Annotated in this window: 14 protein-coding genes and 1 tRNA gene; 4 read left to right on the top strand and 11 right to left on the bottom strand. The window is 66.5% G+C overall.

Annotation, left to right across the window (positions count from 1 at the left end; all coding sequences use genetic code 11):
• Window positions 1-2 precede the first annotated feature (2 nt).
• Genes NP511_RS02915 through NP511_RS02900 form a run of 4 tightly spaced genes read right to left on the bottom strand, consistent with a single transcriptional unit; the run spans window position 3 to window position 5,342 of the window.
• Window positions 3-1,223: a radical SAM/SPASM domain-containing protein gene (locus NP511_RS02915; RefSeq protein WP_006181646.1), complete on the bottom strand. Its 1,221-nt coding sequence runs from the start codon at window positions 1,221-1,223 to the stop codon at window positions 3-5.
• Entirely contained in the window at window positions 1,220-2,350 is a 1,131-nt protein-coding gene (locus NP511_RS02910; RefSeq protein WP_049964325.1) for a YncE family protein, read from the bottom strand. The genes NP511_RS02915 and NP511_RS02910 overlap by 4 nt, the downstream gene beginning before the upstream one ends.
• Entirely contained in the window at window positions 2,347-3,489 is a 1,143-nt protein-coding gene (locus NP511_RS02905; protein ID WP_049964324.1) for a beta-propeller fold lactonase family protein, read from the bottom strand. The genes NP511_RS02910 and NP511_RS02905 overlap by 4 nt, the downstream gene beginning before the upstream one ends.
• A 26-nt stretch (window positions 3,490-3,515) precedes the next feature.
• Entirely contained in the window at window positions 3,516-5,342 is a 1,827-nt protein-coding gene (locus tag NP511_RS02900; protein WP_049964323.1) for a cytochrome D1 domain-containing protein, read from the bottom strand.
• 251 nt (window positions 5,343-5,593) lie between these two features.
• Between NP511_RS02900 and NP511_RS02895 the strand changes: the two genes are divergently transcribed.
• A complete protein-coding gene (locus tag NP511_RS02895; protein ID WP_211249077.1) occupies window positions 5,594-6,019 on the top strand; it encodes a hypothetical protein in 426 nt (141 codons plus the stop codon).
• 12 nt (window positions 6,020-6,031) lie between these two features.
• Here the strand turns inward: NP511_RS02895 and NP511_RS02890 are convergent, their stop codons facing one another.
• Window positions 6,032-6,697, bottom strand: a complete 666-nt coding sequence (locus tag NP511_RS02890; RefSeq protein WP_049964322.1) for an MBL fold metallo-hydrolase — start codon at window positions 6,695-6,697, stop codon at window positions 6,032-6,034.
• Between the two features lie 102 nt (window positions 6,698-6,799).
• Between NP511_RS02890 and NP511_RS02885 the strand changes: the two genes are divergently transcribed.
• A complete protein-coding gene (locus NP511_RS02885) occupies window positions 6,800-7,288 on the top strand; it encodes a DUF411 domain-containing protein (protein WP_049964321.1) in 489 nt (162 codons plus the stop codon).
• 167 nt (window positions 7,289-7,455) lie between these two features.
• On the opposite strand, the gene NP511_RS02880 is transcribed toward NP511_RS02885, so the two are convergent.
• Window positions 7,456-7,529 (bottom strand) — tRNA-Lys (locus NP511_RS02880).
• Between the two features lie 158 nt (window positions 7,530-7,687).
• On the opposite strand from NP511_RS02880, the gene NP511_RS02875 reads away from it, so the two are divergent.
• Window positions 7,688-9,142 carry a DHH family phosphoesterase gene (locus NP511_RS02875; protein ID WP_006648818.1) on the top strand — a complete coding sequence of 485 codons (1,455 nt, stop codon included), beginning with the start codon at window positions 7,688-7,690 and terminating at the stop codon, window positions 9,140-9,142.
• A 21-nt stretch (window positions 9,143-9,163) separates the two neighbouring features.
• Here NP511_RS02875 and NP511_RS02870 read toward each other — a convergent pair whose 3' ends face one another.
• The 4 genes from NP511_RS02870 to NP511_RS02855 all read right to left on the bottom strand — a co-directional run bounded on the left by NP511_RS02870 (window position 9,164) and on the right by NP511_RS02855 (window position 13,587).
• Entirely contained in the window at window positions 9,164-9,457 is a 294-nt protein-coding gene (locus NP511_RS02870; RefSeq protein ID WP_006181638.1) for a PRC-barrel domain-containing protein, read from the bottom strand.
• 499 nt (window positions 9,458-9,956) lie between these two features.
• Window positions 9,957-11,102: a phosphotransacetylase family protein gene (locus NP511_RS02865; protein ID WP_049964319.1), complete on the bottom strand. Its 1,146-nt coding sequence runs from the start codon at window positions 11,100-11,102 to the stop codon at window positions 9,957-9,959.
• Window positions 11,099-13,210, bottom strand: a complete 2,112-nt coding sequence (locus NP511_RS02860) for an acetate--CoA ligase family protein (protein ID WP_049964318.1) — start codon at window positions 13,208-13,210, stop codon at window positions 11,099-11,101. The genes NP511_RS02865 and NP511_RS02860 overlap by 4 nt, the downstream gene beginning before the upstream one ends.
• 26 nt (window positions 13,211-13,236) lie before the next feature.
• On the bottom strand, window positions 13,237-13,587 hold the full coding sequence (locus tag NP511_RS02855) for a hypothetical protein (protein ID WP_233274294.1): 351 nt from the start codon (window positions 13,585-13,587) through the stop codon (window positions 13,237-13,239).
• Between the two features lie 188 nt (window positions 13,588-13,775).
• Between NP511_RS02855 and NP511_RS02850 the strand changes: the two genes are divergently transcribed.
• Entirely contained in the window at window positions 13,776-14,222 is a 447-nt protein-coding gene (locus tag NP511_RS02850; protein ID WP_049964317.1) for a hypothetical protein, read from the top strand.
• A gap of 6 nt (window positions 14,223-14,228) precedes the next feature.
• On the opposite strand, the gene NP511_RS02845 is transcribed toward NP511_RS02850, so the two are convergent.
• Complete coding sequence (locus NP511_RS02845) at window positions 14,229-15,248, bottom strand: metal ABC transporter permease (protein WP_049964316.1); 1,020 nt, start codon at window positions 15,246-15,248, stop codon at window positions 14,229-14,231.
• Between the last annotated feature and the right edge of the window lies 1 nt (window position 15,249).

The raw sequence follows: 15,249 nt of genomic DNA, 5'->3' as shown, positions 1-15,249 counted from the left end.
GCCTACTCGAGCGCTGCGGTCGCGTCGACCGGTGGCGCGTGATCGGTCGGCAGTTCGTCGGTGCTGTACTCGGCCTCGGTGAGATAACACCGGGGATCCTCGGCCCAGAGGTCGTCGTGGACCGCCGCGGCGCGGGCTCGGGAGTTCCCGCCACAGACCTCCTTCCACGGACAGCGGCCGCATTTCCCCTTCAGGTGGTCGGTCGGTTCGGCCAGTTCGTCCCAGAGGTCGCTGTCGGCGAGGATCTCGTCGAGTCGGCGCTCGCGGACGTTCCCGAGCGTGTACTGCGAGAGGAACATGCTCGGGTGGACGTCGCCGCGGTGGTCGACGTTGACGACCTTGGGGCCCGCGTCGCCGTTCTTGACCACACGACCAGGGCCGTCGTCGAACAGGAGTTTTCGAGCCCGGTCCGCGTGGGCCGGCATGTCCTCCCGAATCCGGTGGTAGAGATAGACCGCGTCGGCGTAGTTGCCGGCGGTCAGAATCTGCATATCCGGGTGGGTGTCGGCGAGGGCTTTGGTGCGCTCGTAGAGGGCGTCGACGACCTCTCGCGTGCGCTCGAACGATAAGTCCGCGTCGGTGATGTCCCCGCCGCGCCCGGAGTAGATCAGGTGAAAGACGTTCACCCGGTCGATCCCCTCCTCGACGGCGAGGTCGATCACGTCGGGGACGTCGTCGACAGTCCCCTCGGTCATCGTACACCGGATGCCGGTCCCCATCCCGGCGTCGCGAGCGTTGCGGAGCCCGTTCCGGGCCCGCTCGAACGCGCCGTCGACGCCGCGGAACTCGTCGTTGGTCGCCCCGACGCCGTCAAGCGAGACGCCGACGTACTGCATCCCCGCGTCGGCGACCGCTTGTGCGCGCTCCTCGGTGAGGAAGGTCCCGTTGCTCGAGGCGATCGGCCGAATCCCCTGCTCGGACGCGTATCGGGTCAGTTCGGCGATATCGTCCCGGAAGAACGGCTCGCCGCCGCTGAACACGAGTACCGGGACGTTCACCGCGGCCAGCGAGTCGATGAACGATTTGGCCTCGGCCGTCGACAGTTCCTCGCTGTCGCGCTCGTCGCAGGCCCCGAAGTAGCAGTGCTTGCACTGTAGGTTACAGGCGGGGGTCGTGTTCCAGACGACCAGCGGAACGAGCGCGTCGCTCGCGTGGCGCTTCTCGTATCGGATCTGTTCCGGTCGGTTGTCGAGTCCTCTGATGAGTCGTGTGAGATCGATCATTGGTCCACCTCCGGGCGGAAGATGCCGCTCGGTTTCGCGCCGAGTCCGTCGATCCGGCGGCCGACGGTAACGTCCGTCGGCCGATCGTCGGCCAGCGGCCGCGTGTCGAGTACTGCGAGATCGCTCCGTTCCATGTTCCCGACGTAACACTCCTCGCCGTCGGGCCCGAAGACGACGTGGAGCGGTTCGCCACCGACTTCCACGCGGCCGGCGACGGTGAGATCGGTCAGGTCCAGCATCGTCACGAACGGTTCCTCGTAGGAGTCGACGACGGCGTAGCGACCGTCCGGCGTCGTCGCGGCGAAGCCGGTCATCGTCCCGACCTCGAGCAGCCGTTCGGTCGGCGAGTCGTCGCCGGCCGCGACCGCCTCGAGGTCGACGACGGCGACGCGGTCGTCCTCGCGGGCCGGGAACAGGCCGTACCGGTAGTCCGGCCCGTCGGCGACGGCGAACCCGTGAGGGTCCACTCCCGTCTCGGCGGTACAGCGGACCCGCTCCGTGGCCGGGTCGACGAACGAGGCTGACGACCCGCCGGCGTGGTTGGCGACCACCAGCCCCTCCGCGAGGACGTACAGGTCGTGTGGCTCCGCGCCGACCGGAATCTCGGCCTTGAGGTCGAGCCCGGGATCGGCACCGAGGACGGCGATCTCGTTTTCCGTCTTCTGGCCCACGTAGAGCCGATCGTCCGGCCCGATTCGCATCCCGGAACTCCGTGAGAGCGGCCGTGTTCCCGCGGGGTCGAGCCGGCCGTCCTCGCCGATCGCGAACGCGAGGACGCCGGGATCCGACGACGCCGGCAGGTCGACTGCGGTCCCGACGAACAGCACGTCGCCGGCCGGCCCGAGCGCGCTCCCGACGGGCATCGTTCCGAGCTGATCGATCCGCTGGACCGTTTCGAGCGCCTCGAGATCGACCACCTCGAGGTGGGCGCTGGCGATGTACAACAGGTACGCGACCGGCTCGGTCGGGTGAAACAGCGCCGTGTGCGGGTATCGGCCCTCGCCGAGGTCAGCGACGACCTCGCCAGCGGCGAGATCGACCGCGCTGAAGTGGCTGCTGGCGGCGTTTTTGACGATCGTCGGCACACCGGACGAGCGGGCGCTCGCGGTGTCGGTGTCTGGTGTCATTGGTAGCTCCCTCTATCGGTACGAAAACAGCCCGCAGGGGCCGCCCCGTCGGGCACGTCGATGGTCGCCGCGATCGGGTTGGAGTCGCCGGCTCGAACGCCGTCGACGTCGACGACGGTCACGGTGTCGGCGTCGACGCTGGGGACGTAACAGACCCGGCCGTCCGCGCTGAATCGCGGGTGACGCGGCGTCGACCCGGTCTCGACGCGCGCGATGACGTCCAGGCTCGCGGGGTCGAGGAACGCGACGCGGTCGTCGTCGTACGCGTCGACGGCGAGCAAGGAGCCGTCGGGGGTAACGTCGGGAAAGGCCGTGGGCGTTCCCAGCGAGACGCGATCCGTGGCTGTCGCATCGGTCTCGCCGCGGCGGACCGACTCGAGGTCGACGACCGTGAGGCCGTCGTCCTCCGTGTCTCCGACGACCCAGCGGTCGCTGCCCGGGACGGCGGTCCCGCCCCTCGGGTTCGGGGCCGGGACCGTCCCGAGGACCGTCGCCTCGAGCGTGTCGACGACGGTTACGCTGTCCCCGTCGGCGTTGTTCACGCCAAGCAATCCCCGGGTCGGTTCGTGGGCCAGGTCCTGTGGCCCGGCACCGACCGCGAACCGATCCAGGACATCGAACGGGGGCGTTGCGCCGATCCGGAGCAATTCGTCGTCGTCTCGCAGCGCGACCCACACGTCGTTGTCGGCGTCGACGGCGAGGCCGGCCGCCTTCCCGATCGGGAGTTCGGCGACCGGTTCGATCCGCTCGCCCGCCGTCCGAAAGACGGCCAGCCCCGGGCGGTCGTCGCCCGGGAGCCCGCCGTAGGTACTGACGAACAGGTACCGTCCCGTCCGACTCAGCACCGCTCCCACGGGCGCAGTCCCGACCGCGTCGACGCGATCCGCGACGGAGAGCGTCCAGCAATCGAGGATCTCGAGCGCGTTCGACCCCATGTAGGGGACGTACGCCCAGCGGCCGCCGGGACGGACGGCCAGCGCGTGTGGCTGGCGGCCGTCGCCGATCCGGCCGAGCGGCTCGTGGGTAGCCGCGTCGATCACCGTCAGCCCCTCCCCGCGGAGGTGCTTGACGAGTGCGAGCGGTCCCGCCGGTCGTCGGTCCGTCCGCGTTCGCGGGGTCGCGTTACTGGTATCGGACATGTGCCTGTGGGAACGGTCGATCGCAGTCAGTGCCCCTCCGCGCGGACGCCGAGGAACTTGCCGGTCGGTGCCAGCAGGCCCTCGATCTGGGTCAGCAGCTCGCCCGTGTTCGGATCGAACACGAGGATCGATTCGTTCTCGCCCTGCCAGACGCTAATGTAGACCTTCTCGCCGTCGCGGCTGAACTCGGGGTGGATCGCGGCCGCGGCACCCCACTGGCTACAGTCGATCTCCTGATCGACCTCGAGGGTCTCGGGATCGATGGTATAGACGTAGGCGTCGTCCTCGCTGTCGGTGAGGATGACGTCGGCCCAGACGTAGTCGCTGTTCTCGTGTTTCCGGATGAACAGCCCGGAGCCCCTGACGTCGATCATCTCCTCCGTTTCCCAGGTTTCGGTGTTCCAGACGCCGACGCTCGGCGCACCGGCGTGGGTGGTAAAGGCGAGGTCTTCGTCGGGATACAGTGCGCCCGGGCCGGGGTGGGGAACCCCGTCCATCGGGATCGCGGCGACGTGGCTCCGTTCTTGCGTGTCGATGATGTCCATCTGGTTGTCCGTCTGCGAGGCGATCATGAAGTAGCGACCGTCCTCCGTGAAGAAGCCGTCGTGGAGGGTACGCCCGCACTCGATGGTCGCGACGACCGGGAACTCGTCTTGCGTGTAGTCGATGAGCCACACCTCGCCGCCCTCTTTCAGCCCCGCGAGGAAGAGTCCCTCCTCGGGGACGTCGTACAGCGAGCAGACGCGGCTCCCCAGACTCTCACCGTCCGGGTTGACGGTGTGGGTCGGGATCCGCTTGATCGGCTCCATCGTCTCGGCGTCACAGATGACCAGATGGTTCGGGTTGTAGAACCCGCCGATCACGTAGTCCCCGTCCCGAGAGACGGCGATGTCCCGGGCGTCCGTCCCGGCGTCGGCGACGGCGACCCGCTCGAAATCGAACAGATCGATCTTGTACATCTCACCCTGTCTAGATTGGGTGTAGACGTACGCGCCCTCGCGCGTTTGCTCCGGCAGGTCGGGGTGGAAGTCGTGGACGTGGATCGCCTTCCCGACGTTCTCGACCCGCTCCATGAACTCGTCGTTGACCGTATCGATCATCGCGACCGAGCCGTTGTTGCGCTCGGTGACGACCATGATATCGCGCAGGTCGAGGTCGTGGCTGGGCTCCTGGGCCAGTTCGCTCTCCTCTTTGAGGATTTCGTGGCGCTCCGTCAGCGTCTCCATGTCGGTAAAGTCCACCTCGTCGACGGACTCACCCTCGGGGACGACGTACAGCTGCCCGTTCATCTGGGCGTGGCCGTCCCCGCAGTAGACCGAACACTCGAAGTCGAAGGTCCCCTCCTCGTCGGTCACGAACGTTACCGAATCGATGACTTCGTCGTCCGTACTCTCGGGCAGTTCGACCGGCCCGACGTCGTAGGGGTCCTCGAGGTAGAACGTGTGCATCGCGAAGTCCTCGTTCTCCTCGAAGGTCGACTGCGTGAACTCGATCGTGAGTTCCGTGTTCGGTGGGACCCGGATCTCCTGGGGATCGAACTCGTATTGCTTGGCGGCCAACTGGACGGTTTCGCTCCGCTCGGCCGACGGCGTCTCTCCGTCGGACTCCCCGTCGTCCGACGAGTCATCGTCATCGTCATCGTCGCCGGCACAGCCCGCCAGCGCAGCCGACGCCGCGACGACGCCGCTGGTCTTGATGAACGTCCGGCGGCCCGGACTGGGCAACCCCATTTCGAAACTGAGGTCGTCATCGAACTCCAGGGTCTCCGCGATCTCCCTCGAAGCGCTCAAGTGACGCTTGATTCGTTCCTCGTGTTCCGCAACCGACTCGGCCGGTGACTCGGATCGTGACATACTGGGCACCTCTCCGGTCGAACGTCTGGGACCCACACCTATAACCCGGCAGCAACGTTTCGAGTTCGCGAGAGGTCACGGGAAGATGTTCGTAGCGGGTTTTTTCAGTCGTGAAAGCATGTCGAACCGCCGGCGAAAACCTGCTCCTTACGCCCTCTAAACTCCATTTTGATCGGTAGCGTTCGATTTCGGTTCCCAGCCCGTAGGATTCGTCGGTACAGCCATTTATAAGGTAATAGATAGTTGAGACCATGACGTCTGACAGTTCCGAGTCGAAACCCCGCGGCGATCGAATGACCACCGACTTCTTCGAGGACGTCCTGACCGAGTACCTCGCGGACGGCCGGATCGAGTCGGGCGTCGTCAGACTCCGGCTGGACGACGGGCGAACCCGCCGGTTCGTCGTCGGCGACGACACCGAGTCGATGCACGCCTACGAGTACGTCCGACGGGAACTCGCGGAGGCACAGCGCCTGATCGAGGGCAACGACGATCGGTTCGACCAGCCCGTCGAGTTCTCGGTGCCGGTCCGCGACGAGGACCGACTCCTCACCGAACTCGAGGACGAGGGTGCCGTCACCACCTGGATCAAACCGGACGGGTTCGGCCTCCTGCTTGAGCATCTCCGGGCGATGGCCGACGAACCCGCGCCTGATCCGTCCGACGCGACCGAGTGAGACGACGGCCGATCAGAACAGTTCGACCCGGATCCCGTCGGCCTCGAGGTCGTCGGCGAAGGCCTCGGCATCGGTCTCGATCGGGTCGAACGTGTCGTAGTGTTCGGGCAGGACCAACTCGGGCTCGACGCTCCGGGCGAAGGCGGCGGCCTCGTGGCGATCCATCGTGAAGTGCCCACCGATCGGCGGGACGAACACGTCGGCCGTAACCGACTCGTGATGGGGCAGGAAGTCCGTGTCCGAGGGGAAAAACACCGTCGTCCCCTCGAGGGCAAGCACTACCCCGATCACCTCCCCATCTGCGTGGAACGGCTTCCCGTCCTCGTCGACGTGGTCGCCCGTGGGGTCGTTGTACGCCGGCACCGTCCGCACGTCGATCCCGTCGACGGTCGCCTCGCCCTCGTAGGGCAGGTCGACGACATCGAACGCGAGGTCGTCGGTGTCGATCTCCTCGTAGGCCGCGACGGTCACGTCCGGCCCCGCGACGGCCTCGATCGCGGCCGCGTCGTAGTGGTCCATGTCGTCGTGTGTGACAAAGACCACGTCGCCGTCCGCGGGTTCGCCCGCGAGGACCTCGCCCCACGGATCGACGTAGATCACGGTCCCGTCGTCAGTTTCGATGCGGACGCTCGCGTGGCCGGGTCGCTCGAACTCGAGTCCCTCGTAGGTGACGGTCATCGTGGCTCGAGAGTACGGTGCGGGTCGTCTTATAGACCGGTTCCCACCAGTCTGGAACGACCACTACGGAAACGAACCCGCGGCGCGACGGTCCGAGTACCCGTGACTCATACGTCGAGACGGACGCTGCTGACGGCCGGTGCGAGTACGATCGGGCTCACCCTCGCTGGGTGTCTCACCGACGGTGCCGGTGAACGGACGCCGGACGAACCGATTCCGGCCACTACCGCGACGATGTACAAGGGCCCGAACTGTCGCTGCTGTGATTCGTACGGAGAGCATCTCGACGCGTCCCTCGAGACCGACCTCGAGACCGTCGTCGCGGACGATCTCACGGCGGTGAAAGACGACCGCGGGATCGACGCCGACCTTCGGAGCTGTCACACGGTGGAACTGGACGGCTACCTCGTCGAGGGTCACGTCCCGGCCGCGACCGTCGCCACGCTGCTCGAGGACGAACCCGAGATCGCCGGGATCGCGTTGCCGGGAATGCCGTCGGGGTCACCGGGAATGGGCGGCGAGAAACGCGGCACGTGGCAGGTGTACGAACTCCGTTCCGGCGACGAGCCGGCCGTCTACGCGGAGTTGTGATTCCCGCTCGATCGGCGTCCACGGATTCGAATCGCTGTCGCCGGGCGCGATTATGAACTACGCCGAGACGTTCCAGTTCGCTCGCTACGCTCGCTCACGGGCTGCGACTCGTCTAGTTCAAATCGCTCTGGCCGCTTTGCTCCTCACGAAAGTGTTCGTCGCAAAAGCGGGCCGGGCGCGATTTGAACACGCGACCGTCTGATTAAGAGTCAGACGCTCTGCCGGACTGAGCTACCGGCCCTGTACCTCCGACTTTCCGTCGGTCCTTCAAATACGTTTCCCTTGGTCGGTGCCGTGGCAGTGATCCACGAGCGTACATCCCTCGAGTCGTGCAGGTCGGCTCTCAGGACGTACCACTCTTCGGGAGGGTTAAGTGCGGTGGGTCCGACCACTCGGGCAATGAGTACGGGGGTTACGATTTCGTCCATCTCCGATTACGCTATCTTGGGTTGCGGGAGCGTGGGATACGCCGTGGCGGAGGAACTCGTCGAACAGGGCAAGGACGTGCGGATCATCGACCGCGACGAGAGCCGCGTCGAGTCGCTGCGCGATCAGGACTTAGACGCCCGTCGGGCCGACATCCGCGAGCCGGAGGCCGCGGAACTGGTGGCCGATCGAGACGTGGTCCTCATTCTGGCCTCCGACGTCGAATCGAACAAACGCGCCGTCGAACACATCCGCGCGGCCGACGACAGTCAGTTCGTCGTCGCACGCGCGAGCGACCCCGTCTCCGGCGACGAACTCTCCGAACTCGGGGCCGACATCGTCATTAACCCCTCCTCGGTGATCGCCGAATCCGCCCTGCGGGCGCTGGAATCGGGCGAACTCGAGTACAACGCGGGCAAGCTGGCGGATCTCGTCGAGGAGACGGCGACGCGGCTGGCGATCGTCACGCAGGACAGCCCCGACCCGGACTCGATCGCGTCGGCGGCGGCCCTGCAGGCGATCGCCGACCACCTCGGCATCGAGTCGGACATCATCTATCTGGGTGACGTGGGCCACCAGGAGAACCGCGCGTTCGTCAACCTGCTGGGGATCGATCTGGTCCAGTGGGACGAGATCGAGGACCAATCGGTCTACGACACCGTCGCCCTGGTCGATCACGGCACCGCGGGCGAGATGGAACTGCCCGTCGACATCGTCATCGACCACAACGAGTCCGAATCCGAGTCCGAACCCGAGTTCGTCGACATTCGGCCGAACATGTCCTCGACGTCGACGATCATGACGAAGTACATCCAGGAGTTCGACATGAACGTCTCCGAGGAGGTCGCCACCGCCTTGCTCTACGGCATCCGCGCGGAGACCCTGGATTTCAAACGCGACACCACCCCTGCCGACCTGACCGCCGCGGCCTATCTCTACCCCTTCGCGAACCACGACACCCTAGAACAGGTCGAGTCGCCGTCGATGTCACCCGAAACCTTAGACGTCCTCGCGGAGGCGATCACCAACCGCGACGTTCAGGGGAGTCACCTCATCTCCAACGCCGGCATCGTCCGCGATCGCGAGGCACTGACCCAGGCCGCCAGCCACCTGCTGAACCTCGAGGGCGTGACCACGACCGCGGTCTTCGGGATCGCCGACGAGACGATCTTCCTCGCCGGTCGCTCGAAGGACATCCGCATCAACATCGGGAAGGTACTCGAGGACGCCTACGGCGAGATGGGCGAGACCGCGGGCCACTCGACGCAAGCCAGCGCGGAGATCCCGCTTGGTATCTTCACCGGGATCGAGATCTCGGAGGACACGCGGGATACCCTGCTCGAGCTGACCGAAGAAGCAGTCAAACGGACGCTGTTCGACGCGATGGGCGTCGAGGGCGGCGGGAGCGAAGGCTCGAACGGGAGCTAAGCGCCGCGAAACGGAATCCGATCAGGCCAGCAGTTCGTCTTCTTCCTCGTCCGGTTCGCGAACCCGTTCGACGACGTCGTTGATCAGGATGATATCGCCGACCGAGCGGACCCAGCGGTAGGGGACGATGATGCCCTGTCCGGTCCGAGCTTCCTCGGCGAACAGTTCGCTGTTCAGGTTCGCAAGCGCGAGGCCGGAGACGGCCTCGCCGTCGATGTTCAGTCGGAGATCCTCGACTTCGCCCACGAAGACGCCGTTGTTCGAGTAGACCTCGCGGCCGACAAGGGAGGTGATCTCTTGGGGTGTGTCGTCCATGTCTGCCCCCATGCGTGGCGGACTCTTAATTCTTGGTCAGACGTGACAGTCACCGTCCGATACTTGTGGCACGTCATGGACTACCGGCGGCGAATCCGCGTCGCGTGTCACGCCGCCCAGACTGCGACCCCGATCGCGAGAGTAAGGGCAACGAGCGTAAGGACCGCATAATAGAGTTCCGACCGGTCCGCCGAGACGGCCCGAAACCGATCCGAGAAGAGCCTACACCCGGAAAGGACTGCGAGACCAAGAAAGCCGACCGCTAACAGCACGTTGCCGTTCGAAAACAGACACAGCCAAAGGACCATGAGTAGCGACGAAACGAGGGCGAGTAGATCACTAACAGGACGCTGCGTCATACTTCGAGCGTATGTTTGAGCGACTATAATAGAACTCATTCAATATGATTAATTAATACCTCTCATCGATGCGCATCGAAACCGACGAATACGGATCGATAGATCGGCAAGGCGAGCGCCGCTGGGAATCCTCCGGTGGCTTATCCCAGGATCGAGTCGACGTCGGCGTGGTCCGACAGCAGCCGCTGCATGCGGTCGACGGTGTCGGCGGTGTGGGTCCGGCCGCTGCGGACGACGTCTTCCGCGCGCTCGACGGTGGTCAGCGTGTCCGTCCGGACCGACAGGATCGGGACGCCCTTCTCCCGGGCTTTCCCGGTGATCGCGCTCGAGGGCCGGTGACCGCCGGTGAGGATGAGACAGCGGACGCCGGGGGCCTCGAGCGCCGCGGTGTGGATCTCGGCTCGATCGCCGCCGGTGATGACGGCGGCGTCTCGCGTCCGGCGGAAGTGTCGCAGGGCGCTGTCGGCCCCCATCGCGCCGACGGTAAAGCGCTCGACGTAGCTTTCGGCCCCGTCCGCGACGAGGGTCTCGGCCCCGAGTTCGTCGGCCAGGTCCGCGACGGTCACGCCCGATAGCTCCCGCTCGCTCGGGAGGACGCCGTGGACCGGAATCCCCCGTCCCTCGAGGAACGGGACGACGTCGGTCTCGAGCCCGTCGTAGGCCGCATCGGAGACGCCGTTGAAGACGACGCCGGCGAGGCGGTCGCCGAACCGGTCGGCGGCGGCGATGACGTCGTCGACGTCCGCCGGGATCTCGTAGGGGGCGACCAGCAGGACCCGGGCGTCGAGCAGTTCCGCCACGTCGGGGTCCGCGAGGTCGACGATGCCGCCGACGTCGTAGCGGCCGCCGCCCTCGACGAACATGCGGTCGCGGTCGGCCGCAAGCGTCTCGAACGCCTCTTGGACCCGCTCGCGGAGTTCGTCGGGGTCCTCGCGGCCGCGGATCGCCTGCTCGATGAACGTCGGCGAGTAGACGACCGGCTCGAGGTCGTGGAGTTCGGCCGCCAACTCGAGCAGGTCGCGGGCGAGCAGCGGGTCTTCGTCTAAGGTCTTCCCGACGTTGCTCTGGAGGCGAGTCCCCTTGGGTTTCATGTAGCCGACGCTGTCGCCCTCGTCGGCCGCCGCGAGGCGGGCCAGCGCCAGCGTGATCGCCGTCTTGCCGGCGCTCGCCTCGAGCGAACTGACGAGCAGCGTGTCGGGGTCGCCGCGAACGGCGGTGGTCGCGTCGTCGGTGTCGGTGGTCGTCTCGCTGTCAGCGGTCGTGGGATCGGAGTCTGGATCGGTCATGGGTCTGTCGTGTCGAGGTCGTCCGGATCGACCGTGAGCCGCAGGTCGATCGCCTGTACGCCATCGGGGCCCGCCACGAGCGGGTTGATGTCGAGTTCGAGGATCGACGGGAAGTCGGTCACCAGCTGTGAAAGCCGCTGGATCGTCTCGACGACGCCGTCGATATCGGCCGGCTCGCGGCCGCGTGCGCCGCGCAACAGCGGCGCGGCCTGGATCTCGTCGACCATCTCGCGGGCCTCGGCCTCGCCGAACGGGGCGACCCGAACCGACGTGTCCTCGAGGATCTCGACGAAGATCCCGCCGAGCCCGAACAGGACGAGCGGACCGAACTGCGGGTCGCGGTTCATCCCGACGATCGTCTCGGTCGACGCCTCGAGATCGAGCATCTCCTGGATCTGGACGCCGACGATCGTCGCGTCGGGCTGGTAGTTTCGCGCCCGTGCGACCACGTCCTCGTAGGTGTCGGCGACGTCCGCGTCGCTGACGCCGACTCTGACGCCGCCGATATCGGATTTGTGGGAGATGTCGGGGCTGACGATCTTCATGACGACATCGCCCTCGATCGATTCGGCGACCTCGCGGGCGCGGTCCGGATCGTCGACGATCTCGCTCCGCGGCGTCGGGATCCCGTAGGCCTCGAGCAACTCCATCGACTCGACGCCGAGGCGGTTGTCGTCGCGGCGTTTCGTCCGGGCGAGGATCTCGTGGGCGCGCTCGCGGTCGACGTCGAACGTCGCCGGCTCGTCGGCCGTCCGCTCGCGGATATCCCGGAACCGCGCGAGCGCGTTGAGTCCAGAGACCGCCCGCGAGGGATCGAAGTAGTTCGGGATCCCCGACTCGCGCAGCGTCGCCTCGGCGTCGCGGGCCCGCTTGCCGCCCATCAGGCACGTGACGACCGGCGTATCGTGGGTCTCGAGCTTCTCGATGACCGTCTCGGCCAGGTCGTCGTAGGAGAGAACAGCGGTCGGCGCGGCGACGACGACCGCGCTACCGACGTTGGGGTCCTCGAGGGCGATCTCCAAGGCCTCGCCGAACCGTTCGACGTCGGCGTCACCGATCGCGTCGATCGGGTTGTAGACGTTGGCCTCGTCGGGCATCGCCGCGGCGAGTCGATCGATCGTCTCGTCGGCAAAGCTGGCCATCTCGAGGGTCGAGTCGCCGACGGCGTCGGTCGTGAGGACGCCGGGGCCGCCGGCGTTGGTGACGACGGCGACGCCATCGGACTCGGGTTCGGGCAGGCCGGCCAGCGCCCGCGCGGAGTCGAATAGTTCTTGGACCGAGCGAGCCCGGAGGACGCCAGCCTGCTCGAGGCCGGCCTCGTAGGCCCGCTCGCTGCCGGCGATCGCGCCGGTGTGTGAGGAGGCCGCCTGCGCGCCGGCATCGGTGCGGCCGGACTTGACGAGGACGATCGGGGTGTCGGCGGTGACCTCGCGGGCGGCCTCGAGAAAGCCCTGCCCGTCGTCGATGTCCTCTAGGTAGCCGATGATGACGTCGGTGTTCGGATCCGACCCCCACTCGCGGACGAAGTCCGTCTCGTCGAGAACGGTCTTGTTGCCCAGCGAGACGACGTCTCGAAAGCCGATCCCCTGTTCGTTGGCCCAGTCCAGCACGGCGGTGATGAACGCCCCGGACTGACTCATAAAGGAGATCGAGCCCTCCCGGGCGTCTTCGGGGCCGAAAGTGGCGTTCATCCCGTTTTCGGTGGCCATGATACCGAGGCTGTTCGGGCCGACGACGTTGAGGTCGTGTTCGGCGGCGATCTCGCGCAGTCGCCGTTCGCGTTCGGCACCCTCGCCGCCCGTCTCCGAGAAGCCGGCCGTGATGACGACGACGTTCTCGGTGCCGGCGTCGGCCACGTCCCGAATCGCCTCGATGACGATGTCGGGCGGTACTACGACCACCGCCAGATCGATCGGCGGCGCGCTCGTCGCGTCCTCGTAACACTCGAGCCCGAGAACCGTCTCGCGCGAGGGATTGATCGGAACGACCTCGCCGTCGAACCCGTCTCGCAGGTTCTCGAGGATCGCCCGGCCGACCGCGCCCTCGCGGTCGGTCGCGCCGACCACGGCGACGGTCTCGGGATCGAAGAGTGCGGATAACCGTCCCATCGATTGATGGTTGTCCGGGTAGCGTGTTAAGCATATGGCGTGTTCCCGCCATCCGGTACCGGGCGTCGGAACGCCGCGCTCGAGAGGCGACCCTCACTCGGGGCGGCCGGAACTGGTGGCTCATCGTCGTGGGGTGACCGTCCGACCGCGTAGGCGATCACACTGCCGGCGACGAGTTCGGCGAGTGGGACCGCCAGACGGAGGGTGGTGACCGCGCCGCCGGCCGCGGCGAGTAACGCGACGAGCGCGAGGGTCAGCGGCTCACCCAGTACGTCCGCAACTCGAGTCCAGTAGACGTACCCGGCTGGCCAGAGAACGTAGCCGCCGGCGAACGCGAGGACCGCGCTCGTGAGGACGCCGGTCGATCGACTGCGCATACGAACGTATCGGCGCAGGATCACGTAATTACCGGGGTCGAAGCCGACTCGAGTCCCGGTGACGGACCGTGTTCGGGCCGGTCTCCCGAGTCGGAATCGATGCCGTGTCTCGAGCGGGCGATACATCGAGACCGACCGGGTCGGTACAGTTATCAGTTCGATATGTCAAATAGACTTATGTCCCTCCGATGTCTCAGCCACGTTCCCGACCGATCGCCGCCATCACCGCATTGCTGGCCGTCCTCAGTTTCGTGACCGCGGTACTGTACGTCGAAACGATCCCGGAAAACCCGCCCGGTGACGGGTTCGCGGCGGGCCTCACCGGACTCTTCGTGCTACTGTGTGTCGCCGTCGGGATCGTCACGCTCGCGGAAGCGGGTCTGTTGTTCCTCGTCGACCGCGTCCGGGAGCCGTCGGAACGGTCGCGACAGTTGCTCACGACCGGGGCCGTCGTCGGGAGCCTCTCGGTCGTCGTGCTGATCGTCCCCATGCTGATCGCGCACGTGTTCGATGTCTTCGTTCCCGGATACGGGCTCGGGATCGGTCTCCTGCTCGTTCCGATCGGCATCCTCTGTTCCGGCGTCGGCGCGCTCGCACAGCTCGTCGACGAGGTGCGCGCGAAATCCGGTTCGTGAACGGGCTCAGTGCGTCGAGATCGCGGCCGTCGAGCGACTCGAGGCGAAGATTGCGAGCAGGTAGCAGGCGATCGCGACGACGACGATCGAGCCGCCGGTGGGCAGCCCCTGCGAGATCGAGAGGGCGAAGCCGCCGATGACCGCGACCTGTCCGACGAGGATCGACAGGGTCAGCGTCTCGCGGAAGCTGTGGGCGACCTGCGTCGCGGTCGCGACGGGAACGACCAACATTGCGGCGACGAGGATCACGCCGAGGATCTGCATCGCGCCGACGACGACGACGGCCGTCATCACGATCAGTAAGGTGTTGTACCAGGTGACGTTGAGTCGCGCGACGCGGGCGGCCTGCTCGTCGAAGGTGATGAAAAGCAGTTGTTTGTAGGTCGCGACGGTGACGAGGACGACGACGACGCTGATGACGGCCATCAGCCGCGCCCCCGAGGGGGTGACGACCGAGATGTTCCCGAAGAGATAGCCCTCGACGTTGAACCCGGTCATCCCGCGGCCGTAGCTGATGATGAGCGTGCCGACGGCGAAGCTCCCGGTCAGCATGATCGCGATCGGGACGTCACCGTAGGTGTCGGTCCGCTCGGCCAGCCACTGGACGCCCAGCGCGCCGAGGATGCCGACGACCAGTGCGACGAGCAGCAGCGAGCCGCTCCAGCCAGTCATCGAACTCACCACGAGCCCGACGGCAACGCCGGCGAACGCAGTATGTGCCAGCGTCTCGCCGATCAGGGCCATCTCGCGGTGGACGAGATAGGTCCCGACAAGCGGCGCGACGACGCCGATCAGGATCCCCGTCGCGATCGAGCGCCACATGAAGGGATGGTAGAAGACGTTCGTCCCCAGGTAGTGATCGAGCCACCAGCCCGCGATCCGGGCCTGCTCGTAGATCACGTCCACGACCGGATACGAACGGAGCGCATCGATCGCCAGTAGGCCGACCATCGCCACCGCCAGAACCGCGGTCAGACCGATCCCGATACGCTCGAGCCGTCGGCGAAGGGGAGAGCGAGTCGACATG

It is taken from the genome of Natrinema thermotolerans, assembly GCF_031165565.1.
Classification (GTDB): Archaea; Halobacteriota; Halobacteria; order Halobacteriales; family Natrialbaceae; genus Natrinema; species Natrinema thermotolerans.
Note: the sequence above shows the minus strand (reverse complement) of the source record. Positions and strands in the feature narration are given on the sequence as shown.